This is a genomic window from Streptosporangium sp. NPDC050284 (genome assembly GCF_044459525.1).
Lineage (GTDB): Bacteria > Actinomycetota > Actinomycetes > Streptosporangiales > Streptosporangiaceae > Streptosporangium.
Genome location: NZ_JBITIZ010000018.1, coordinates 12,621 through 33,876, shown reverse-complemented (window position 1 = coordinate 33,876; position 21,256 = coordinate 12,621). Strand labels below are relative to the sequence as shown.

At 70.4% G+C, this 21,256-nt stretch carries 21 protein-coding genes; 15 read left to right on the top strand and 6 right to left on the bottom strand.

What is annotated here, in order from left to right; genetic code table 11:
• Positions 1-34: 34 nt before the first annotated feature.
• On the bottom strand, positions 35-2,239 hold the full coding sequence (locus ACIBH4_RS32885; RefSeq protein WP_362519015.1) for a thiamine pyrophosphate-dependent enzyme: 2,205 nt from the start codon (positions 2,237-2,239) through the stop codon (positions 35-37).
• A gap of 321 nt (positions 2,240-2,560) precedes the next feature.
• On the opposite strand from ACIBH4_RS32885, the gene ACIBH4_RS32880 reads away from it, so the two are divergent.
• The 14 genes from ACIBH4_RS32880 to ACIBH4_RS32815 all read left to right on the top strand — a co-directional run bounded on the left by ACIBH4_RS32880 (position 2,561) and on the right by ACIBH4_RS32815 (position 16,854).
• Positions 2,561-3,091 carry a VOC family protein gene (locus ACIBH4_RS32880; RefSeq protein WP_362519011.1) on the top strand — a complete coding sequence of 177 codons (531 nt, stop codon included), beginning with the start codon at positions 2,561-2,563 and terminating at the stop codon, positions 3,089-3,091.
• The gene (locus ACIBH4_RS32875; RefSeq protein ID WP_362519008.1) at positions 3,088-3,789 is read left to right on the top strand and encodes a GntR family transcriptional regulator; all 702 of its coding nucleotides are present in this window, start codon (positions 3,088-3,090) and stop codon (positions 3,787-3,789) included. The genes ACIBH4_RS32880 and ACIBH4_RS32875 overlap by 4 nt, the downstream gene beginning before the upstream one ends.
• Before the next feature lie 153 nt (positions 3,790-3,942).
• A complete protein-coding gene (locus ACIBH4_RS32870; protein WP_362519005.1) occupies positions 3,943-5,004 on the top strand; it encodes a sugar ABC transporter substrate-binding protein in 1,062 nt (353 codons plus the stop codon).
• A gap of 84 nt (positions 5,005-5,088) precedes the next feature.
• Entirely contained in the window at positions 5,089-6,636 is a 1,548-nt protein-coding gene (locus ACIBH4_RS32865; protein ID WP_362519002.1) for a sugar ABC transporter ATP-binding protein, read from the top strand.
• Positions 6,633-7,691, top strand: coding sequence for an ABC transporter permease (locus ACIBH4_RS32860; RefSeq protein WP_362518999.1), 1,059 nt, complete (start codon positions 6,633-6,635; stop codon positions 7,689-7,691). Before ACIBH4_RS32865 ends, ACIBH4_RS32860 begins: the two co-directional genes overlap by 4 nt.
• Positions 7,688-8,752: an alcohol dehydrogenase catalytic domain-containing protein gene (locus tag ACIBH4_RS32855; RefSeq protein ID WP_362518996.1), complete on the top strand. Its 1,065-nt coding sequence runs from the start codon at positions 7,688-7,690 to the stop codon at positions 8,750-8,752. The genes ACIBH4_RS32860 and ACIBH4_RS32855 overlap by 4 nt, the downstream gene beginning before the upstream one ends.
• Positions 8,749-9,633, top strand: a complete 885-nt coding sequence (locus ACIBH4_RS32850) for an NAD(P)-dependent oxidoreductase (protein ID WP_362767486.1) — start codon at positions 8,749-8,751, stop codon at positions 9,631-9,633. Before ACIBH4_RS32855 ends, ACIBH4_RS32850 begins: the two co-directional genes overlap by 4 nt.
• Positions 9,630-10,877, top strand: coding sequence for a Xaa-Pro peptidase family protein (locus ACIBH4_RS32845; protein WP_362518990.1), 1,248 nt, complete (start codon positions 9,630-9,632; stop codon positions 10,875-10,877). Before ACIBH4_RS32850 ends, ACIBH4_RS32845 begins: the two co-directional genes overlap by 4 nt.
• A 24-nt stretch (positions 10,878-10,901) precedes the next feature.
• A complete protein-coding gene (locus tag ACIBH4_RS32840) occupies positions 10,902-11,765 on the top strand; it encodes a sugar phosphate isomerase/epimerase (protein WP_362518987.1) in 864 nt (287 codons plus the stop codon).
• A 3-nt stretch (positions 11,766-11,768) separates the two neighbouring features.
• Positions 11,769-12,488, top strand: a complete 720-nt coding sequence (locus ACIBH4_RS32835; RefSeq protein ID WP_362518983.1) for a glucose 1-dehydrogenase — start codon at positions 11,769-11,771, stop codon at positions 12,486-12,488.
• A gap of 3 nt (positions 12,489-12,491) precedes the next feature.
• Positions 12,492-13,523 carry a medium chain dehydrogenase/reductase family protein gene (locus ACIBH4_RS32830; protein WP_362767489.1) on the top strand — a complete coding sequence of 344 codons (1,032 nt, stop codon included), beginning with the start codon at positions 12,492-12,494 and terminating at the stop codon, positions 13,521-13,523.
• Positions 13,520-14,605, top strand: coding sequence for an NADH:flavin oxidoreductase/NADH oxidase (locus ACIBH4_RS32825; protein ID WP_362518973.1), 1,086 nt, complete (start codon positions 13,520-13,522; stop codon positions 14,603-14,605). Before ACIBH4_RS32830 ends, ACIBH4_RS32825 begins: the two co-directional genes overlap by 4 nt.
• The gene (locus ACIBH4_RS32820) at positions 14,602-16,029 is read left to right on the top strand and encodes an NAD-dependent succinate-semialdehyde dehydrogenase (RefSeq protein ID WP_362767492.1); all 1,428 of its coding nucleotides are present in this window, start codon (positions 14,602-14,604) and stop codon (positions 16,027-16,029) included. The genes ACIBH4_RS32825 and ACIBH4_RS32820 overlap by 4 nt, the downstream gene beginning before the upstream one ends.
• Before the next feature lie 21 nt (positions 16,030-16,050).
• A complete protein-coding gene (locus ACIBH4_RS32815) occupies positions 16,051-16,854 on the top strand; it encodes an SDR family oxidoreductase (protein ID WP_362518966.1) in 804 nt (267 codons plus the stop codon).
• Here the strand turns inward: ACIBH4_RS32815 and ACIBH4_RS32810 are convergent.
• The 4 genes from ACIBH4_RS32810 to ACIBH4_RS32795 form a co-directional block, all read right to left on the bottom strand.
• Positions 16,802-17,329, bottom strand: a complete 528-nt coding sequence (locus ACIBH4_RS32810; RefSeq protein ID WP_362767494.1) for a hypothetical protein — start codon at positions 17,327-17,329, stop codon at positions 16,802-16,804. The two genes, ACIBH4_RS32815 and ACIBH4_RS32810, sit on opposite strands and share 53 nt — an antisense overlap.
• 109 nt (positions 17,330-17,438) lie before the next feature.
• Complete coding sequence (locus ACIBH4_RS32805) at positions 17,439-18,488, bottom strand: alpha/beta hydrolase (RefSeq protein WP_362767497.1); 1,050 nt, start codon at positions 18,486-18,488, stop codon at positions 17,439-17,441.
• Between the two features lie 25 nt (positions 18,489-18,513).
• The gene (locus tag ACIBH4_RS32800; protein WP_362518957.1) at positions 18,514-18,846 is read right to left on the bottom strand and encodes a DUF664 domain-containing protein; all 333 of its coding nucleotides are present in this window, start codon (positions 18,844-18,846) and stop codon (positions 18,514-18,516) included.
• Positions 18,741-19,367 (bottom strand): class I SAM-dependent methyltransferase, encoded by a 627-nt coding sequence (locus tag ACIBH4_RS32795; RefSeq protein ID WP_362518954.1) that lies wholly within the window; start codon positions 19,365-19,367, stop codon positions 18,741-18,743. Before ACIBH4_RS32795 ends, ACIBH4_RS32800 begins: the two co-directional genes overlap by 106 nt.
• 89 nt (positions 19,368-19,456) lie before the next feature.
• On the opposite strand from ACIBH4_RS32795, the gene ACIBH4_RS32790 reads away from it, so the two are divergent.
• Positions 19,457-20,065, top strand: coding sequence for an XRE family transcriptional regulator (locus ACIBH4_RS32790; RefSeq protein WP_362518951.1), 609 nt, complete (start codon positions 19,457-19,459; stop codon positions 20,063-20,065).
• Between the two features lie 39 nt (positions 20,066-20,104).
• Here the strand turns inward: ACIBH4_RS32790 and ACIBH4_RS32785 are convergent, their stop codons facing one another.
• A complete protein-coding gene (locus ACIBH4_RS32785) occupies positions 20,105-21,097 on the bottom strand; it encodes a Tn3 family transposase (RefSeq protein ID WP_362518949.1) in 993 nt (330 codons plus the stop codon).
• Between the last annotated feature and the right edge of the window lie 159 nt (positions 21,098-21,256).

Genomic DNA, 21,256 nt, shown 5'->3' with positions numbered 1-21,256 from the left:
CCTGGTTCGTGGTGCGGGAGATCGGAAGGTGGGCTCAGTGCCGGGGCGCGAGCGTGCCGTCGGTGGTCATGCGGCGGAAGGCGGCGGCGACCTCCTCGGTGCGGGCGATGGCCGCCCGTTCGAGGACCTTGCTGATGCTCGGCGACGCCTCGCCGCCGGTCACCCGCTGTACCGGGTGGTCGAGCCAGTCGAAGTAGCGGCGCTGGATCTCGTCGGCGAGCCAGCTCCCGTAGGAGGTGCCGACCGCCCCCTGCTCCACGATGAGCACGGTGCCGGTCTTCATCACGCTGGCGCCGATGGTGTCCCAGTCGATGCTGGCCCGGTCCAGCCAGCGCAGGTCGATGATCTCGGGGTCGATCTCACCGACCTGCTCGGCCGCCTCCAGGCAGTGGGCGACCATCGACAGGTAGGAGAGCACGGTCACGTCCCGGCCCGTTCGGCGCACCGCGGCGCGGCCGACCGGGATGTGGTAGTCGAGGTCGTCCACCGGCCCGGTGCCGGTGCTGGTGTACAGGTCGACGTGCTCGATGACCACCACGGGGTCGTCGCAGCGGAGCGCGGTGTTCATCAGGCCCACGTAGTCGAAGGGTGTGCTGGGCGCGACGATCCGCCACCCCGGCGCGGTGGCGAAGATTCCGGCCGGGTCCATCGAGTGCTGCGAGCCGTAGCCGGTGCCGGTGCCCACCTTGCTGCGCAGCACCAGCGGTACCGGGTGGTCACCGCCGAACATGTGCCTGGCCTTGCCGATCTGGTTGAACAGCTGGTCGGCCGCCACCCAGAGGAAGTCGGCGTACATGAACTCCACGACGGGGCGGTAGCGGCCGTCCATGGCCAGTCCGCCGGCCAGTCCGGCGAACGCGTTCTCACTGATCGGGGTGCCGAGAACCCGGTCGGGGAAGGCGTCGGCCAGTCCCTTGGTGGCCCCGTTGGTGCCGCCCTTGAGGCGGTGCACGTCCTCACCCATGACGACGACGGCGGGGTCGGTCTCCATCCGGCGGGCCATCACCTCGGCGACCACGTCGATGAACTCGCGCTCGGCGAGTCGGCCTGAGAATGTGGCCGCCTCCTCGTAGCGCACGTCGGAGCCGAACTCCGACAGGTCGCCGCGTACGCCGACGTCACGAAAACCGGGCTCGGGCCACTCCGACGGGCGGATGCGGCGCTGGCCGGGCTTGCCGCCGGGGAGGGGTTCGAGCAGCTGGTCGCCGATCGCCCGCATCATGGCGGCGGCCTGCTCGACGGCCCCGCTCGCCTCCTGGTCGGTGAGCGCGCCGCGCCGGAGCAGGTGGCCGGTCATCAGCGTGATGGGGTCGCGCTGCCGCCACTGCCGCTCCTCCTCCTTGGAGCGGTAGCCGAACGCGCTGCCGGGGAAGGGGCCGTTCTGGTGGTAGTACCGGTACAGGTCGGCCTCGATGATGACCGGCCCGTTGCCCGCCCGCAGGTGGGCCAGTGCCTCGCCCATCGCCAGGTGGACGGCGAGTGGATCCATGCCGTCCACCCGCCAGCTGGGGATGGCGAAGCCGAGACCGCGCACCGAGAGCCGAGGCTCCGCGGTGACCTCGCGGACATGGGTGGACACCGCGTACTGGTTGTTCTCGATGAAGAAGCAGATCGGCAGGGACCAGGCGGCGGCGAGGTTGAAGCTCTCCAGCACCGAGCCGATGTTGGCGGCGCCGTCACCGAAGTAGGCGACCGAGACCGCGTCGGTGCCGGCCCGCCGGTGTGCCCACGCGAAGCCGGCCGCCTGCGGGACGCCGCCGCCGACGATGGCGTTGGTGCCCATCGCTCCGGCTTCCGGCCACTGCAGGTGCATGGATCCACCCCGGCCCCGGCAGAAACCGCGGGCCAACCCGCAGATCTCGGCCAGCGTCCGGGTGAGCAGGTCGGTGACCGGGGCGGGCAGGTCGCCGCGCGGGTCCCAGCCGCCGGGCAGCACATGTCCCAACGCCTTGGACAGGAACTGGTGGTGGCCCCGGTGGGATCCGGTGATGGTGTCGGCCGAGGTGAGGGAGAGGATCGATCCGACCGCCCCGGCCTCCTGGCCGACGCTGGAGTGGGCGGGCCCGTGGACCAGTCCGGACCCGGCGAGTTCGAGGACGTACTCCTCGAAGGCGCGGATCAGCACGAGTTGCCCGAACATCGCGCGCAGCAGGTCGGGGTCGGCCTCGTCCCAGTCCGCCTCCGTGGTGGTCAGTTCCAGCCAGGGGGTGGGCGCGGCGAGGTCCTGGTGTTTGGTCATGTGTGTTCTCTTCCAGGTGGACAAGCCAGAGGCCGGGCAGGTTCCGGCGCGGGGGCGCCGGCGCTCTGCCGGGCGACCGGGACCGGTCGGCCGCACCCCCTCCGCGATCCGCGGTTGTTACCGACCATCGCACAGATTGGATCCGATCTCACACTACCGTTATGCCTTCGTAACGGAAGAATGTGCTCTCAACATTGACTTTCCATACTTTGGGCGACCAAGCTACCGATCCACCAGGCCGTATTGGATCCATACTCGATGAAGGTGCGGCAGTGGAAACTTCCAAGAAACAGATCGTCAACGGATTCGGAGGTGGGATACGTGGCTGAAGGGGATGCCCCTGGGTTGCCGGGGCTCGTCGGCCTGGACCATGTCGGTCTGACCGTTCCCGACATCGACCAGGCCACCGAGTTCCTGGTGGACGTGCTCGGGTGCGAGTACCTCTACCCGCTCGGCGCCAAATCCGACGACGGGGACTGGATGACCACCCATCTCAACGTGCATCCTCGGGCCCGGGTGGACAAGCTGCGGTTCTTCCGCTGCGGCAACCAGCCGGTCTTCGAGGTCTTCGAGTACGAGGCCCCCGACCAGGCGCAGACCCCGCCGCGTAACAGCGATGTCGGCGGCCACCACCTCGCCCTGTACGTGGAGGACATCGACGCCGCGGCGGACTACCTGCGCTCCCGCGGTGTGACCGTGCTCGGCGGCCCCACCGCCAGCGACGGCCCGCACGCCGGACAACGCTGGATCTACTTCCTCGCCCCCTGGGGTGCCCAGTTCGAGCTGGTCTCCTACCCGCACGGCCGGGCGTGGTACCTGCGGGAGGAACAGAGCCAGGCGGTGAGCGGATGACCGGCCTCACCTCGGGCCTGGAACCCGCGGACGACAGGACGGGCGCCGCCACCAGCGTGATGAGCCACCAGATCGCCGAACACCTGCGCGAGCAGATCCTGTCCGGGGCGCTCAAGCCGGGCGCCAGGATCCGTCAGGAGGAGGTCGCCAAGGACTTCGGCGCCAGCCGCCTGCCGGTGAGAGAGGCGCTGCGCATCCTGCACTCCCAGGGCCTGGTCACCCTCAAGGCCAACAGCGGCGCCTGGGTCTCGGAGATGAACGCGGCGGAGTGCGACGTCACCTACAAGATCCGCGAACGGCTGGAACCACTCGCGCTCACCGAGAGCATCCCGCACCTGCCGGCCGAGACGATCCGGCGCCTGGAGCGGATCCAGGACGAGATCGAGGCCAACACCAGCCTGGACAGGTTTCTCCACCTCGACCGTGAACTGCACCTGCTGTCCTACTCGGGGAACCCCTACAAGGAGCTCCGGGACATGATCGAAAGGCTGTGGAACATAACCCAGCCATACCGGCGCGCGTACGTCGAACGCGCGGGCCACGAACGGGAATGGGTGATCAACGCCGAACACCGACTGCTCATCGACGCGATCCGGCGCGCCGACACCACGGACGCGGAGCGTCTGCTGGCAGGGCACATCCGCAGGACCCGGATCGCACTCCTACCGGTCATCGAACGCAACTCCACGGGCCGCTGAACCACACCGGACGCGGCTCCACCCGCGTCCGGCACGCTGCGGCGAAAGGTGACTCCGGGACCAGAACTCCCGGACGCGCCCTCCACATGACCGTCCCTCAACGAACGGTCAGTACACGAAGAACGACATCACCACCCAAGCAAAGCAGGTCTCATGTCATACCACATCACCACGGGCAGGCGTGTACTGACCCTGTTCGCAGCGGCAGCCCTCACCCTCACCGCCTGTTCCTCCGGCGACACCACGGCCACCGGCGACAGCGCGGCCTCCGGCGAACCGACCGCCGCCGACAGCGGCGAGATCGGCTTCTCCGAGTCCTTCCTCACCGACGCCTTCCAGGTCCAGCTGGTCAAGCAGCTCGGCGAGCAGGCCACCGCGGCCGGCGTCAACCTGCTGCCCGCGGTCAACGCCGACGGCGACGCGGCCAAGCAGAACGCCGACATCACCACCCTGCTCGGCCGGGGTGTCAAGGGCCTCATCGTGGTCCCGGTGGACAGCAAGGCGGTCGCCCCCGCCATCGACCGGGCCAACAAGCAGAACGTCCCCGTGGTCACCGTCGACCTGGGTGCCGACTCAGGCAAGATCTACATGGTGGTCCGCGCGGACAACGTCTTCATGGGCACGGCCGCCTGCGAGTACATGGGCAAGCAGATCAACGGCGAGGGCACCGTCCTCGACCTCCAGGGCGACCTGGCCACCCAGAACGGCCAGGACCGCAGCAAGGGCTTCACCACCTGCATGGCCGAGAAGTTCCCCAACGTCAAGGTCATCTCCAAGCCGATGAACTGGAAGCCGGACGAGTGCGCCACCCAGGCGCAGACGGTGCTCAGCACCGAGAAGCTGACCGGCCTGTTCATGGGCAGCGAGTCGGTCTGCCTGGCCGGCGTCCAGCAGGCGCTGCGCCAGCAGGGCAAGCTCACCAAGGTCGGCGACGCCGACCACATCGTCACCGTCGGCATCGACGGCTCCAAGGCGGCGCTGGAGGCGGTGCGGGAAGGCACTCTCGACGCCGTCGTGTCACAGCCGCTGGACCTGTACGCCAAGTACGGCATCCAGTACATCAAGGATGCGATCGAGGGCAAGACCTACCAGGCCGGCCCCACCGACCACGACAGCACCATCGTCGAGGTCGGGGAGTCCCTGCAGGACCTTCTTCCCTCGCCCACGGTGACCAAGGAGAACGTGGACGACCCCAGCCTGTGGGGCAACGGCTGACCCCCCTCCCGGTGACCTTCGGTGGCACGCCGCGGGCGCGCCACCGAAGGTGATCCAGAACTCAAGGAAGGAGGGCGCGGAGCAATGCCACAGGCCCCTTCAGAACAGGCCGGCGCGGAGCAGGCCATCGTGGTGGACCAGGTGTCCAAGGCGTTCGGGTCGACCAGGGCGCTGTCAGAGGTGTCCCTCACCGTCAACCGGGGTGAGTCGCGGGCGCTGATCGGCAAGAACGGGGCGGGCAAGTCCACTCTGATGTCGATCCTCACCGGCCTCACCCAGCCCGACAGCGGCTCGGTCCAGGTGCTCGCCGACGGCGACGGCGAGGGCGCCGCCAGCGTCGGCTGCGTCTACCAGCGCAGCACGCTGGTCCCCGCCGCCACCGCCGCGGAGAACATCGCCCTGGCCAGGTTCCCCCGATCCCGGGCGGGGTTCATCCGCTGGCCCGAGGTGCATCGGCAGGCCACGGAAATGCTCGCCGAATGGGAGTACGCGGACCTGGCCGACGTTCCGGTCGAGCAGCTGGAGCCGCTGGAGCGGAAGGTCGTCGAGATCTGCCGGGTGCTCTCCCAGGGCCCGCGGGTACTGCTTTTGGACGAGCCCACCGCCGGTCTGGACCGGGGTGCCTCCCAGCGCCTGTTCCGCCACATCGAGAAGGCCCGCGCCCGGGGTGTGACGATCATCTACGTCTCCCACCACCTGCACGAGGTCTTCGAGGTGTGCGACTCGGTCACCGTGCTGCGCGACGGCCGGACGGTGCTGACCGAACGGCTCTCCCGGATGACCGTGCCCGACCTGGTGGACGCGATGGTCGGCGAGGCGGCCGGCGCGGACGGCGGACCGCACGCGGTCAGGCCCGAGCCGACCCTGCCGCCCGTTCTGGTCGCCTCCGGAGTCACCGCCCCCAAGGTGAACGACGTGGACCTGACCCTGCGGCCTGGCGAATGCGTCGGCCTGACCGGCCTGGACGGAGCCGGGCACATGCAGCTGGCCGAGGTTCTCACCGGCCAGCGCCCGGCCGAGTCGGGCGCCGTCACCCTGGACGGCAGGCCGCTGCCGCTCGGCGACATCAGCGGCTGCATCCGGGCCGGCATCGGCTTCACCCCGGAGGATCGGCACCTCAGCGGCTACGTACCCGGGCTGAGCGTGGCTGAGAACGCGACCCTGAACATCATGTCGCGATTCGCCAACGGGTTCCGCATGATCAACGGCAGGAAGCGGGACGAGTTCTACTCGCGGCTGGCGGGCAAGTGGCACATCAAGGCGTACGGCGCCGCCCAGCCCACCGAGGAACTCAGCGGCGGCAACCAGCAGAAGGTGGTGCTGGCCCGCTCGGTGGCCGCGGACCCCAAGGTGCTGGTCCTGGTCAACCCCACCGCAGGGGTGGACGTGTCCGCGAAAAAATCGATCTACGACACCATCGAGGAGCTCCGCGCGGACGGACGGGCCGTGCTGATCGTGAGCTCCGACGACGCGGACCTGGAGATCTGCGACCGCGTCGTCGTCATGGTCCACGGGGAGGTGTCGACGGAACTGCGGCACCCCTTCACCGAAGGCATGATCGCCGCGGCCGTGCAGGGTGACGGCGACGCCGACCCGGACCGGCGGCCGTCTGGAGAGGAAGATTCACAGTGAGTGCACTATCCCCGAAGAAACCGGCGCCGGAGTCGGTGTCCGCCGCGCCGTCGCCGTCGTCGCCGCCGGGCGGCCGGCGGGCGCGCAGGTCCGTCGACCCCGTCGTGCTCACCCTGCTGCCCATCATCATCCTGGCGGTGATCGTGGGCACCGTGGTGAGCCCCGCCTTCCTCACCCCTACCAACATCATCGACAACATCATCACCACCTCCGCCGTGCTCGGCGTGCTGGTGATAGCGGAGAGCCTCATCCTGATCGGCGGCTACTTCGACCTGTCCCTTGAGTCCACCGTGGGCTTCGCGCCGATGCTGCTGGCCGTGCTGGTCTCCGGCGTGGCCGACAGCGGGTTCGGGCTGCCCTTCTGGATGGGGCTGCTGATCACGATCCCGGCGGTGCTGCTGATCGGCCTGGCCAACGGGCTGATGATCGCCAAGCTGAGGCTCAACGCGTTCATCGTGACTTTGGCCATGCTGATCCTGCTGCAGGGGCTGACCATCGGCCTGTCCGGAGGGCAGACCTACGCGAGGCTGCCCGATGCCATGATCTACCTGGGCGACGGCGTCATCCTGGGCCTGCCCGTGCAGGCGTGGATCTTCGTGCTCGCCTTCGCCGGCGCGTACGTGTTCATGAAGTTCACCCCGACCGGCCGGAGCATCTACGCGATGGGCGGCAACCTGGAGGCGGCGCGGGCCGCCGGGATCAAGACCACCCGGCTCACTATCAGCGTGGTCGTGGCGGGCAGCCTGCTGGCCGCACTGGCCGGGCTGATGCTGACCGGCAGGATCGCCTCGGTGACCGCCAACCAGGGCAACGGCCTCATCTTCACCGTGTTCGCCGCCGCCGTCATCGGCGGGATCAGCCTCAACGGCGGCCGGGGCAACCTGATCGGCGCCGCTCTGGGCGTGATCCTGCTCGGCGTCATCCAGAACATCCTCACGCTCTCCAACGTGCCGTCGTTCTGGATCAACGCCGCGTACGGGGCGATCATCCTGGCCGCGCTGCTGGTCGGCTGGGCCTCCACCCAGCGCTTCTCGGGCCGAAGGACACCGGCATGAGCGCCGGACAGTGGCCTGCCGGCACCATGCCGGCCCTGGTCTTCAGCTCCCCGGGGGTTCTCTCCGTGGAACGGGTGCCCGTGCCGGAACCGGCCGTGGGCGAGGTCCTGGTGAAGGTGGCCTACCTCGGGATCTGCGGGACCGACGTGCACCTGCTCGACGGCAGCAGCGCGTACGTGTCGAGCGGGCTGACCCACTTCCCGATCAGGTTCGGCCATGAGTGGGCCGGCGAGGTCGTCGCGGTCGGGCCTTCGGTCCCCGGCGATCTGGTCGGCGAGCGGGTGGTGGGGGAGCCGTTCCTGTCCTGCGGCCAGTGCCTGACCTGTCGTGGCGGCCACTACAACCTCTGCCCGAACCGGTACGAGCTGGGTGTGCGCGGGGCGGTGCCCGGCGCGGCGGCCCGCTACCTGCGGATTCCCGCCGCCAACGTGCACGTGGTGCCCGCCGGGGTGGAGAGCGCGCACGCGCTGCTGGCCGAGCCGCTGGTGACCGTGCTCAGCGCCTTCGAGGAGGCCGCCGCCCAGCCGGGCGAGTCCGTCGCCGTGCTCGGCACCGGCACCCTCGGCCTGCTCGCGGTGCAGGTGGCCGCCGCCATGCGCAGTCCGGTGGACGTCATCGGCATCGACCCCGAGGGGCTGAAGATGGCGCTCCAGCTCGGCGCCCGGGCGGCCTGGACGCCGCAGGACGCGCCGAGCGACGCCTACCAGGTGGTGATCGAGGCCACCGGGTCCGCCGCGATCGGCCCGGTGCTGACCAGGATCGCCGGCATCGCCGGGCGCGTGCTCCAGGTCGGCATCCCCGGCCGTCCGGTGGACGGGGTGGACCTGGCGGCCTTCGTCACCAAGGGCCTGCGCCTGTCCGGCGTGCTCGGCGGGGTCGACCTGATGCCCCGGGCACTGCACCTGATCGCCGTCGGCGCGGTTTCCCCTGCCGCGCTCATCGAGCAGGTGCTCCCGGTGGCCGGGGCGCGCGAGGCGTTCGACCGGATGCGAGAGGCCGGCCGGGCCCGGCCCAAGCTCGTCATCGATCTGTCGGAACTCCAGGGGGAGGAACCCGGATGAGTGAGAAGACCACCGTCGGCTGGATCGGCGCGGGACGGATGGGATCGGCGATGGTCCGCCGGCTGCTGCTCGCCGGTCACCCGGTGACCGTCTGGAACCGCACACCGGCCAAGGCCGAGTCGCTGCGCGAGGCGGGGGCGCGGCTCGCCGCGGAGCCGGGGGAGACGGCGACCGCCCAGGTGACCGTCACCAGCCTGGCCGCCTCCGCGGACCTGGAGGACGTGGCGCTCGCGCTGCTGGCCGCCGAGAACCGCCCGTCGGTGCTGGTGGACACCTCCACCGTGTCGGTGGAATCCTCCCGCCGGGTGCGGGAGGCGGCGGCCGAGGCGGGGGTGCCGTTCCTGTCCGCGCCGGTCAGCGGCAACCCGTCGGCCATCGAGGCGGGCACCGCGTCGTTCGTCTGCTCGGGCTCGCCGGAGGCCTACGATCGGGCGCGGGGCGCGCTGGAGGCGATCGGGCGGGCCGCCACCTACGCGGGCGCGGGCGATGAGTCCCGGCTGCTGAAGATCTGCCACAACCTGCTGCTCGCCATCACCACCCAGGGCTTGGCCGAGGTCGTCGTGCTCTGCGAGCAACTCGGCGTCGACCGGGGCACGCTGATGGAGTTCCTCAACGAGAGCGTGGTCGGTTCGGCGTTCACCCGCTACAAGACCGAGGCCATCCGCACGATGGACCTCACCCCCACCTTCACCTCCCGGCTGCTGCTCAAGGACGTCGACCTCGGCCTGGCCGAGGCGACCGCCGGGCAGGTGCCGTTGCCGCTCGTCGCCATGGTGCGCACGCTGCTGGTCGCCGCCCTCGCGCAGGGGCACGGCGAGGAGGACTTCCTGTCGCTGCTGGCCGTGCAGGAGAAAGCGGCCGGAAAAGGAGTAACCGCATGACCTTGGACCCGAACGCCATCGGCGCGCCCGGCCACATGGGCGTGGACTTCGAGACCCGGGTGGACTTCACCCGGCTCCGCGACTACCGGCTGGCCCGCGCCCGTGCCGCGCTGGAGGCCTCCGACCTCGGCGCGATGCTCGTCTTCGACGTCAACAACATCCGCTACCTGACCGGTTCGGTGATCGGCGAGTGGTCGCGGGACAAGATGACCAGGTACGCCCTGCTGATCCGGGGCCGCGAACCCATCCTGTGGGACTTCGGCTCGGCCGCCAGGCACCACAAGCTGTACGCGCCGTGGCTGCTGCCGGAGAACTGCCGGGCCGGCATGGTCGGCCTGCGCGGCGCGGTCGCCCCCGAGGTCGGTCTGTTCACCCGCGCCGTCCAGGAGATCAAGGACCTGCTGGTGGAGGCGGGGCAGCAGGACGCGCCGGTCGGTGTGGACATCGCCGAGCCGCCGCTGCTGCTCGCCATGCAGCAGGCCGGCCTGACCATGGCCGACTGCCAGCAGGTGATGCTGGAGGCCAGGCAGATCAAGAACATCGACGAGATCCTGCTGCTGAACCAGTCCGCGGCCATGGTGGACGGCGCCTACCAGCGCATCGCCGAAGCGCTCAAGCCGGGCATCAGGGAGAACGACCTGGTGGCGATGGCCAACGCCTACCTGTACGAGATGGGCTCCGACGACGTCGAGGCGATCAACGCGGTGTCCGGCGAGCGCTGCAACCCGCACCCGCACAACTTCACCGACCGCATCATCCGGCCGGGCGACACCTGCTTCTTCGACATCATCCAGTCCTACAACGGCTACCGGACCTGCTACTACCGCACCCTCAACGTCGGCTCCTCGACCCCGGCCCAGCGGGACGCCTACACCAAGGCCAGGGAGTGGATCGACGCCGCGATCGAGCTGGTCAAACCCGGCACCTGGACCGACGAGATCGCCCGCGCCTGGCCGAGGGCGCAGGACTTCGGCTTCGCCTCCGAGATGGACGCCTTCGGCCTCCAGTTCGGGCACGGCCTCGGGCTCGGCCTGCACGAGCGGCCGATCATCTCGCGGCTCAACTCGATCGAGCACCCGGTCCAGATCGAGGAGGGCATGGTCTTCGCGCTGGAGACCTACTGCCCGGCGAGCGACGGCAGGTCCGCCGCCCGCATCGAGGAGGAGGTCGTGGTGACCCGCGAGGGCGCGAAGGTCATCACCCTCTTCCCGGCGCAGGACCTCTTCGTCGCCAACCCGTACTGACGGACCGGTTAGGAGTCAAACCCCATGCCCCACCCCGACCTGCTGGCCACCTGCTGGACCACCGCGGGAGACGCCGTCCCGCTGCCCGGACGAGACGCCAGCCCCATCCCTCTGCCGGTACGGATCGAGCAGGCGGCCCGCGCGGGTTTCGCCGGCTTCGGGCTGATGCACGTCGACCTGGAGGAGTTCCTCCGTACCTCGGACCTGCCGACGCTGCGGCGGATCCTCGACGACAACGGCATCCGCCACCTGGAGCTGGAGTTCCTGACCGACTGGTGGCTGGACGACGCGGCGAGGGCCGAGTCCGACCGCGTCCTGGACCTGCTGGTGAAGGCGAGCGAGGCCCTCGGCCCGCACCACGTCAAGATCGGCCCGGACATCACCGGCGGCCCGTACGACCTGGAACGTTCCGCGGCCGGTTTCCATCGGGTGAGCGAGGCGTTCGCCCAGGCCGGGACCACCGTGGCGCTGGAGTTCATGCCGTTCTCCAACATCGACACCCTGGCCAGGGCGGTCGAGCTGGTGACCACCGCCGGACACCCGGCCGGAGGTCTCATGCTCGACCTGTGGCACGTCGAGCGCGGGGCCGCCACCTTCGAGGAGCTGGCCCGCCTGCCGATCGACCTGATCAAGGGCGTCGAGCTGGACGACGGGGCCGCCGAGCAGGTCGGCGACGGCTACACCGACACCGTGCTCCGGCGGCGGCTCTGCGGCCAGGGCGACTTTCGGGTCACGGAGTTCATCGGCCTGCTGCGGGACCTCGGCTGGAGCGGGCCGTGGGGCGTGGAGATCCTCTCCGAGACCTACCGGGTGCGCCCGCTGGAGTCGGCGCTGCCGGAGGCGTACACGACGGCGGCCCGGCAATTCGAGCTAGTTGAAGGAGCCTGAGCCATGCCACTCACCGACAAGATCTCCATCGTCACCGGCGCCGCCAGTGGCATCGGCGCGGCCACCGCCGAGCGGTTCGCCGCCGAGGGCGCCGTCGTCTACGCCGCCGACATCGCCGCGCTGCCCAGGGACGAGGGCCGCACCCACCACCGCAGGCTGGACGTCGCCGACCTGGACTCCTGGGGCGCCCTCGTCGCCGAGATCACCGACCGGCACGGACGCGTCGACGTACTGTTCAACTGCGCCGGGCTCGTCGGCTCCTACGACTCGCTGACCGAGATCGACCTGGACGACTGGCACCGCATCGTGGCCGTCAACCAGACCGGGGTCTTCTACGGCATGCGCTCGGTGATCCCGGCGATGCGGCAGGCCGGGGGCGGGGCGATCGTCAACATGTCCTCGGCGTGGGGGCTGATCGGCTCGGCGGGGGTCGCCGCGTACCAGGCGGCCAAGGGGGCCGTCACGCTGATGACCAAGAACGCCGCCATGTCCTACGCCGCCGACGGCATCCGGGTGAACTCGGTACACCCCGGACTCATCACCACGCCGATGACCGACGCCCAGGATCCGGAGATCTCCGCCGACCTGGTACGGCAGACGCCGCTTGGCCGGGCCGGCCGGGCCGACGAGGTCGCCGCCGCCGTCCTGTTCCTCGCCTCCGACGAGGCGTCCTTCATCACCGGGGCGCAACTCGTCGTCGACGGCGGCCTGATCGTGCACTGAGCCATGACGATCTCCGAAACCTCGCGCAGGGCCGTGGTGGTCCACCGGTCGGACGACGGCCTGACGGTCAGCTGCGACCTGCTGCCCGTCCCGCCCATGGAGGACGCCGCCCTGCGGGTCCGCCCCGAGTACATCGGCATCTGCGGCTCCGACCTGGAGCAGCTCTCCGGCGGGATGGACCCCAGCTTCGAGGTCCGCTTCCCGCACGTGCTCGGCCACGAATGGTCCGGCGTGGTCGTCGAGGCCGGCCCCGCCACCTCGCGGTTCCGCCCGGGGGACCGGGTGATCGGGCACGGCGCGCTCGGCGGCAACATCTGGTTCGGGGTGTCCACCGACGGCGCGATGGCCGACACCTTCCTGGTCCCCGAGGCGATGTGCTTCGCCGTCCCGCCCGCCGTCTCCTCGCTGCGCGCCGCCCTGGTCGAGCCGCTCGCCTGCTGCCTGCAGGCGCTGCGCACGGCGGGCGGGGCCGACGCCGGTCACACCGTGGCCGTCTTCGGGTGTGGTGCCATCGGCCTGTCCATGGTCGGCCTGGCCCGCACTCTCGGCGCGCGGGTGGTGGCCGTGGACCGCAGCCCGTACCGGCTGGACCTGGCCGCGCGGCTGGGGGCCGACCACCGCGTCGAGGCCGCCCCCGGTGTGGACGTGGCCGCCGCCGTCCTGGACGTGCTCGGCCCGCGCGGCGCCGACCTGGTCGTGGAGGGGTCAGGCGCCCCCGCCGCGCAGGCCGCCGCGCTGGACGTCACCGCCCAGGACGCCAGGGTGCTGTTCATGGGCCTGGCGCACCGGCGCTCCGAGCAGGTGTCGCTGCACCGGATTCAGAACCGCAACCTGCGGTTGTCGTCCTCCACCGGCGCGCCACCGCAGATCTGGGAGCCCACGCTCCGGCTGCTCGACCGCACCGGGCTGGACCTGTCACCCATGGTGTCCGACGTGTTCGCCTTCGAGGACTGCGGCGCCGCCGTCGCGGCCGCCGCCGACGCGGGCGGCCACGCCAAGGTCATGCTCAGCCCGGACGGGGGTGGGCACCGGTGAGCCCGCTCTTCACACCGCTCACCCTGCGCGGCCTGACCTTCCCCAACCGCCTTTGGATCTCCCCGATGTGCCAGTACGCCGCCGAGGACGGCCTGGTGTCCGACTGGCACCTGGTCCACCTGGGCGGCCTGGCCACCGGTGGGACCGGGCTGATCGTGGCCGAGTCCACCGGAGTCACCCCTGAGGGCCGGATCAGCCCGTACTGCGCGGGCATCTACAGCGACGAGCAGACCGAGGCGTGGGCGCGGATCGTCCGGTTCGTCCACCAGCAGGGCACGCTCATCGGCCTCCAGCTCTCGCACGCCGGACGCAAGGCGTCCACCTCCGCCCCCTGGACCGGCGAGCGCCGGGTGCCGTACGCCGACGGCGGCTGGCCGACCATCGGACCCTCGCCGGTCCCGTACGGCGACCTGCCCGCACCCAGGGAGATGACCGAGGAGGACCTGGCGGCGGTGAGGGACGCCTTCGCCGCCGCAGCCGAACGCGCCCTGCGCGCCGGTTTCGACGTGGTCGAACTCCACGCCGCGCACGGCTACCTGCTGCACGAGTTCCTCTCCCCGCTGACCAACCGGCGCACCGACCGCTACGGCGGCTCGCTGGAGAACCGGATGCGTTACCCCTTGGAGGTCGTCGCCGCCGTTCGCGAGGCGTGGCCGGCCGACCGGCCGCTGCTGGTCCGCATCTCGGTCACCGACTGGGCGCCCGGCGGATGGGATCCACCGTCCTCGGTCGAGCTGGCCAGGCGGCTCGCCGCGCTCGGTGTGGACCTCGTGGACTGCTCCTCCGGCGGACTGCTCCCCGACGCCGCCATCCCGGCCGACGGCACGTACCAGACCGACCTGTCCGAGACGGTCCGCGCTGGTGCGGGCGTGCGCACCGCCGCCGTCGGCCGGATCGCCGAACCCCGGCAGGCCGAGGAGGTGCTCGCCTCCGGCCAGGCCGACGCCGTGTTCATCGGCCGGGCCGCGCTCCGCAACCCGCGCTGGCCGCTGGCCGCCGCAGGGCAGGTCGGGGCAGACCTGCCCTGGCCGGTCCAATACGAGCGGGCCAAACCCCGCCACACTCCCGTGGAGAACTCGTGAAAATCAGATCCGAACTGTTCATCGGCGGCGAATGGGTCACCGGGACCGACACGCTGCCGGTCCTGGATCCCGCGCTGGGCGAGCCGATCACCGAGGTCGCCGTGGCGGGCGAACGCCAGTGCGCCCAGGCGGTCGACGCGGCCGCCGCCGCCCTCGGGCCGTGGGCCGCCCGCGCCCCCAGGGAGCGCGCCGAGATCCTGCGCCGCGCGTACGAGCTGATGACGGCTGAGGTCGACGACATCGCCCGGCTCATCGTGCGGGAGAACGGCAAGGTGCTGGCCGACGCCAGGGCCGAGGTCGTCTACGCCGCCGAGTTCTTCCGCTGGTTCGCCGAGGAGGCCGTCCGGGTCACCGGCGACTACCGGCTGGCCCCCGGCGGTGACAAGCGCATCATCGTCACCCACCAGCCGATCGGGGTGTCGCTGCTCATCACGCCGTGGAACTTCCCGGCCGCGATGGCGACCCGCAAGATCGGCCCGGCGCTGGCCGCGGGCTGCTCGGTGGTGCTCAAGCCCGCCACCGAGACCCCGCTCACCGCGCTGGCCGTGGCCGACGTGCTGGCCCGCGCGGGGGTCCCCGACGGCGTGGTCAACGTGGTGGTCGCCGCGCCCACCGCGCAGCGGGTCAGGGAGATGCTGCACGACCCCCGGATCGTGAACCTCTCCTTCACCGGGTCCACCGAGGTCGGCCGGGTCCTCCTGCACGAGGCCGCGGACCAGGTGGTGCGCACCTCGATGGAGCTGGGCGGCAACGCGCCGTTCCTGGTGCTGGCCGACGCCGACGTCCAGGCGGCGGTGGAGGGCGCGATGATCGCCAAGCTCCGCAACGGCGGCGCGGCGTGCACCGCGGCCAACCGCTTCTACGTCCACCGCGCCGTCGCCGAGGAGTTCACCGCCGCGTTCGCCCACGCGATGGCCGGGCTGAAGGTGGGCTCCGGGCTCGACCCCGCCAACCACATCGGCTCCCTGGTCTCCACGGCCGAGCGCGGCAAGGTCGCCGAACTGGTCGACCAGGCGGTCGGTGCCGGCGGACGCCCGGTCACCGGCGGGGCCGTCCTGGACGGGCCCGGGGCGTTCTACCCGCCCACCGTGCTGGCCGGCATCGAGCCGGATGCCGCCATCCTCGATGTGGAGATCTTCGGACCGGTCGCCCCCATCGTCGTGTTCGACTCCGACGAGGAAGCGGTGGCCAGGGCCAACGCCACACCGTACGGGCTGATCAGCTACGTCTACAGCGGCGACCTGCGCCGAGGGCTCCGGATCGCGGAACAGCTCGACGCCGGCATGGTTGCCCTCAACCGGGGCGTGCTCTCCGACCCCGCGGCGCCGTTCGGCGGCGTCAAGCAGAGCGGGCTCGGCAGGGAGGGAGGGTTCGACGGGATCCACGAGTTCCTGGAGACCAAGTACATCGCCGCCGACATCTGAACCACACGAAACGGAGTACCCATGCAGACTCACCTCTCGGGACGTAAAGTCCTGATCACCGGCGGCGCGTCCGGCATCGGCGCGGCGACCGTCCGCGCGATGCTCGCCGAAGGCGCCGACGTGGTCGCGGCCGACTACGACGCCGCCCTGCTCGACCGGTTGGAGACCGACACCAAGGACCTGGCCGGCACGCTGCGCTCGGTCCGCGCCGACCTGTCCACCCTGGACGGCTGTGAGAACGCCGTCACCGGCGCGCTCGACCACCTGGGCGGCCTGGACATCCTCGTCAACAACGTCGGCACCGGCAACGTCCGCACCTTCGAGCAGCTCACCGACGACGAGTGGCTGCAGACCATGAATCTCAACTTCATGAGCTACGTCCGGATCAGCCGTGCCGCCCTGCCCCACCTGCGCGCCTCCCAAAACTCGCCGGCCATCGTCAACAACGCCTCCGACCTGGCACGCCAGCCGGAGACCCAGCCCATCGACTACGCCGCCTCCAAGGCCGCCGTCCTCGCCGTCACCAAGGGCCTGTCTCGCGCGGAAGGCCCCCACATCCGGGTCAACGCCGTCGCCCCCGGCCCCATCTGGACCCCCTTCTGGACCAAGCCCGGCGGCTTCGCCGACAACCTCGCCATCCTGCACGGCAAGGAGCCCATGGCCGCGGTCGAACACGAGATGCAACTTCGTCAACTGCCGCTGGCCCGCCTCGGCACCCCCGAAGAGGTCGCCAACGTCGTCCTCTTCCTGGCCAGCCCTCTGGCCGCCTTCGTCACCGGCGCCGTCTGGGGCGTGGACGGCGGAAGCATCCGCGCCCTCTACTGAACCCCTCGACAACACCGTCTCCGTGGCCGGGCGCCGTCCTTCTCGTCCCGCCCGGCCACGAGCGGCACCGACCCGTACGCTCGTCGGCCCGTGCGGCGGACTCGTAGAGCATCTTCCACTGCGTCTTCTCCCGCAGCGCGACGTCGAGGCGCCACAGGGCAGCGATCTGATTCTCCGCGAGAGCCTTGGTGCGGTCCGGCGGCGCCGGCCGCCGCTCGATGCCGATCGTCGGATCGCACTCGATCCAGCCCTGGCGCTGCCGCCGGCCGATTGCCTTGCGGACGATGGACAGCTCCCGGTTGACGGTGCCGGCGTCCATCTCGTCCGCCCGCGCCGCCGCCAGCTCGGCCAGCACCTCCGGCAGCGCCGGGTCGTCGATCGCGGCGCCGGGGAAGACGGGCGGCCCGGCAGCCGGATCGGCCCGCCGCAGGTCGCGATGATCACGGTAGGGGCTCCGCCGCAGTAAATCCGGCATTCACTGCGGCAGTTACGTCCGGTCCGCCGGTCTCGCGGGCTTCTGCTCGAAACCGGTTCGGCGGGGAGTGGATGTCAGTGCCCGTTGCGATGCCGCCTTGGTGGCGTGGTCATCCGTCGAGGAAACGCAATAGCTCGGCGGTGACGAACCGAGGGTTCTCCTCGACGAGCCAGTGCCCGGCGTTCGGCACGTCCACCGCCCGCACGATGTTGGTCATGCGCGGGGCGACTGTGCCCCGGATCGCTTCGAGTTGCCCTTGGGCGGCCATGAGCAGGGTCGGGACACGCACCGGTGCTGCTGCCACAGTGTCGCGGACGTCTTTGTCGAGGGCGCGGTAGAGCTCGAAGCCGCCCGACAGGACCTGGGGCCGACTGTAAGTTCGTGCGTACTCGTCGATCTCGGCGCCGGTGAACGGGGACCGGTCGGAGGTGCCGCCGAACGCCGCGCCACCGAAGGAGACCTGAGGATAGAACAGTGCCAGGTACTCGCGGACATCATCATCCACGACCGCCTCGGGGACGCGTCGCTGGGAGTGAAAGGCGATGTGCCAGCTCAGTGAGCGGTAGGTGCCTGCATCGATCGCGGGCCCGGGCAGCGGCAGGTCAAGGTAGCCGAGGCGTGCGGTGTCGTCGGGAAATTGGCTGGCGTACTGGAATGCCACTGCGGCGCCAAAATCGTGCCCGATGACACGAGCATCACGCACCCCGAGCTGATCGGAGATCAGCTTGTGCACGTACCGCGCCAGCGTGGCTTTGTCGTAGCCGGAGGGAGAGCCGGTGCTGTCGCCCAGTCCGGGGAGATCGACGGCGTAGACGGTGTGGTACTTGGCAAGTTCCGGCATGATCGGCCACCAGCCGTACCAGGTCTGTGGCCAGCCGTGTATCAGCACGACCGGTGTGCCGCTGCCGCCCTTCACGTAGTGCATACGGACGCCGTCGACGTCGGCGAACTTGTGCCGGAAGGTCTTTTTGAACCGGGGATCGTCCTGGTTGGCGGCGGCGTAGGCGGGAACATCGCCACCGGCTGTCGGCGTGGACGTGGAGGCGGGGGTGGAACAGGCTGTGGTGGCGATCGTGAGCAGGAGGGTGAGCACCACGGTTGCCGCCGTGTGCGCGGAACGGAGGGAGCGGCGTGGCAACGGCCGTGGTTCTGTGATCATGTGTTTCCGTCCTGGAGAGGGTGGGTCAGCGGCCGGTCGTGCCGTCGATGAGTTCGCGGAGGATGTCCGCGTGGCCCGCGTGCCGGCCGGTCTCCTCGATCATGTGGGCGAGTGCCCAGCGGACGCTGGGAGCGGGGCGGTCCGGGGCGGTCCGGGGCGGCGGGGTGTCGCCACGGCCATCGCGGCGTGTGGTGCGGCGTGTGGTGCTGGGCAACAGTGGTCGCCTTCCTTCATTGGGGGCCGGCCGCCGTGTCAGGCGGTGCGGCGGATGAGGAGGACGTGGTCGGTGACCTCGGCGGTGTGCCCGCCTGGTCCGGTCGCGATCCGGCGGGGGGCGTCGGCCCGCTCGACCGTCCATGTCTCCGGGGCCAGGTCGATACCGGCGGCGACTTCCCGCGGGCTCGGGTAGTGGATGTCGGGATCTTGGTTCCACGACCACGGCGCGGCCGAGCCGTGGTCGACGACCAGCAGCCGCCCGCCCGGGCGCAGTGCGTGCGCGGCCGAGCGCAGGACGGTTGCCCGGTCCAGGTCATGGGGGGTGTGCAGGTAGTGGGCGCAGATCAGGTCGAATCCGCCGGGCGGGAACGACGTGTCCACGTTGTGCTGCACGGTGGTGACGCGGTCGCCCAGGCCGTGTGAGCGGGCGAGGGCGGCGAGCCGCTCGACCGCCACGGCCGAGATGTCGGCGGCGGTGACCTGCCACCCCTGGCCGGCGAGCCACAGCGCGTCGCCGCCGTCGCCGCATCCGAGGTCCAACGCGTCACCGGGCGGCAGGCCCGTCACCGTCTCGGTGAGGCGGGCATTCGGCCGCGGGTTGCCGGCTGCCGGCCGGGCCGCGTAGACGCCGTCCCAGAAGGCGACCGCATCGGTGGTGCTCATCAAGATCTCCTTGCGTCGATAGGTGCTCAGTCTTGGCGTGCACACCACGGCTTGGCACGGAATCTTGCGGTAATGGCAAGGTAGGCCTCATGGATCCCAAGACGGACGACGACGTGCTCGACGCGGTGGGGTCGCGGCTGCGTGCGCTGCGTCGTGACCGCGGCATCACCCTCGCCGACCTCGCGGCGACGACCGGCGTGTCGGAGAGCACCCTGTCCCGGCTGGAGAGCGGGCAGCGCCGGCCGAGCCTGGAACTGCTGCTGCCGCTGGCCCGTATCTACGACGTTCCGCTGGACGACCTCGTCGGTGCCCCGCGCACCGGCGACCCCCGGATCCACCTCAAGCCGATCAGGCGGTTCGGCATGACCTTCGTTCCCCTGTCCCGGCGACCGGGTGGTATGCACGCGTTCAAGATGATCATCCCCGCCCGGCCGGAACCACTCGAACCGACCCCGCAGACCCACGAAGGCTTCGAGTGGCTCTACGTGCTCAACGGACGCCTGCGACTCGTGACCGGCGAGCGAGACCTGATACTGCCGCCAGGTGAGGCAGCCGAGTTCGACACGTCCTTGCCCCACTGGCTGGGCAGCGCCGACGGCGGCGTGGTTGAGCTTCTCATCCTGTTCGGCCTGCAAGGGATGCGTGCGCACGTACGCACCGACTCTCATCGGTCGTCTCAGGCCGGGAGCCGACGGTGAACTCAGCGAAAGATTCTGCATTCCCGTCAGCAGCGAGCCTCACCGCGCAAACGCCGCAGTCGACAATGTCGCACCCGCAGAGATCGACCAGGTCGAACGCCAGTCGACGCCGAGTTTCGGGTCGTACGCCTCGGGCTGGATGCCGAGCTCGTGGGTGCTGTACTCGCCGAACCGGTTGATGTGCTCGGTCAGGTACGGCGAGATGTGCGCCAGGTCTTCCGGGTCGATTTCCCATCCCTCCTCCAGCAACTGCCGCACGATCTCCGCGATGTCCAGGGCGTTGTGGAAGATCACCGCGTTCGTGAGCAGCGCGTTGAACTTCATCGCCTTCTCCTGCTCGATGGGATCGTTGTCGGCGATGACGCCGCGGTTGCCGAAACCGATCCACTGGGAGAACCGGTTGAACGACTCGACCTTGTTGGTCGCCGCCGTCACCCGCCGGCGCAGCGGCGCGTCCGACTCGACGATCTCCCGCTCGGCGAGCCGGATCTCCTCCAGCTCCGCCTTGGCCTTCTTGATCTTCGTCGCCACACGCTTGCAGAACATCGTCGCCAGGTCGTCCCGCACCCGCATCCGCGCCTTGTGCGTCAGGGCCGCGACCAGCGCAATGCGCTTGACGGGGACGAAGTCCCGAAGTTCCGAGGCGTCCGCCGCGTCCGCCTCCCCGGCGAAGTCGGTGACCTTCCCGGCGGCGACTCCGTCCATCCACACGTCGGTGTCGCCCAGCTCGTCCAGCCGTTCCAGACGCTTGGTCAGGTTCTTGAAGTGCGACCAGGTCGGGCCCTTGGCGGGCTTCTTCAGCCGGTTGAACAGCGTCGTCCCGTCGCTGTCGCGGTCCTCCAGCGCCGGGAAACACCCCATGCGCCGGTAGGACTTCAGCATCAGCAGCAGGGCCGGCAGATGCTCATCGCAGTCCGTGGCATCGGCCGCCCACTCCAGCTCATCGCGGCTCGGGGAGAAGAGCAGATGCAGCTCGTGCGCGGTGATCAGCCGCTTGAACCGCGGATGCGCGGTCCGTTCAATCGATGTCACAACCCACCCAGGCCCCAGAGGACGCTCAACATCACCACCAACGACACTGAGCCGAATGGGTGACGGCCGACGGGCGCTTAAGGCTTCAAGATCATCCCGTTGCCCTTTGACGCGTATCTCGGTCACACCCCGTAGCGGCCCCGCCCACCTCCGGGCCTG

Coding starts and splice junctions, on each gene's coding strand:
- ACIBH4_RS32845 (WP_362518990.1), top strand. CDS start 9,630: ATGACCTTGGACCCGAACGCCATCGGCGCGCCCGGCCACATGGGCGTG.
- ACIBH4_RS32810 (WP_362767494.1), bottom strand. CDS start 17,329: ATGCCGGATTTACTGCGGCGGAGCCCCTACCGTGATCATCGCGACCTG.
- ACIBH4_RS32805 (WP_362767497.1), bottom strand. CDS start 18,488: ATGATCACAGAACCACGGCCGTTGCCACGCCGCTCCCTCCGTTCCGCG.
- ACIBH4_RS32865 (WP_362519002.1), top strand. CDS start 5,089: ATGCCACAGGCCCCTTCAGAACAGGCCGGCGCGGAGCAGGCCATCGTG.
- ACIBH4_RS32870 (WP_362519005.1), top strand. CDS start 3,943: ATGTCATACCACATCACCACGGGCAGGCGTGTACTGACCCTGTTCGCA.
- ACIBH4_RS32790 (WP_362518951.1), top strand. CDS start 19,457: ATGGATCCCAAGACGGACGACGACGTGCTCGACGCGGTGGGGTCGCGG.
- ACIBH4_RS32875 (WP_362519008.1), top strand. CDS start 3,088: ATGACCGGCCTCACCTCGGGCCTGGAACCCGCGGACGACAGGACGGGC.
- ACIBH4_RS32795 (WP_362518954.1), bottom strand. CDS start 19,367: ATGAGCACCACCGATGCGGTCGCCTTCTGGGACGGCGTCTACGCGGCC.
- ACIBH4_RS32840 (WP_362518987.1), top strand. CDS start 10,902: ATGCCCCACCCCGACCTGCTGGCCACCTGCTGGACCACCGCGGGAGAC.
- ACIBH4_RS32885 (WP_362519015.1), bottom strand. CDS start 2,239: ATGACCAAACACCAGGACCTCGCCGCGCCCACCCCCTGGCTGGAACTG.
- ACIBH4_RS32800 (WP_362518957.1), bottom strand. CDS start 18,846: ATGGACGGTCGAGCGGGCCGACGCCCCCCGCCGGATCGCGACCGGACC.
- ACIBH4_RS32815 (WP_362518966.1), top strand. CDS start 16,051: ATGCAGACTCACCTCTCGGGACGTAAAGTCCTGATCACCGGCGGCGCG.
- ACIBH4_RS32855 (WP_362518996.1), top strand. CDS start 7,688: ATGAGCGCCGGACAGTGGCCTGCCGGCACCATGCCGGCCCTGGTCTTC.
- ACIBH4_RS32835 (WP_362518983.1), top strand. CDS start 11,769: ATGCCACTCACCGACAAGATCTCCATCGTCACCGGCGCCGCCAGTGGC.
- ACIBH4_RS32830 (WP_362767489.1), top strand. CDS start 12,492: ATGACGATCTCCGAAACCTCGCGCAGGGCCGTGGTGGTCCACCGGTCG.
- ACIBH4_RS32850 (WP_362767486.1), top strand. CDS start 8,749: ATGAGTGAGAAGACCACCGTCGGCTGGATCGGCGCGGGACGGATGGGA.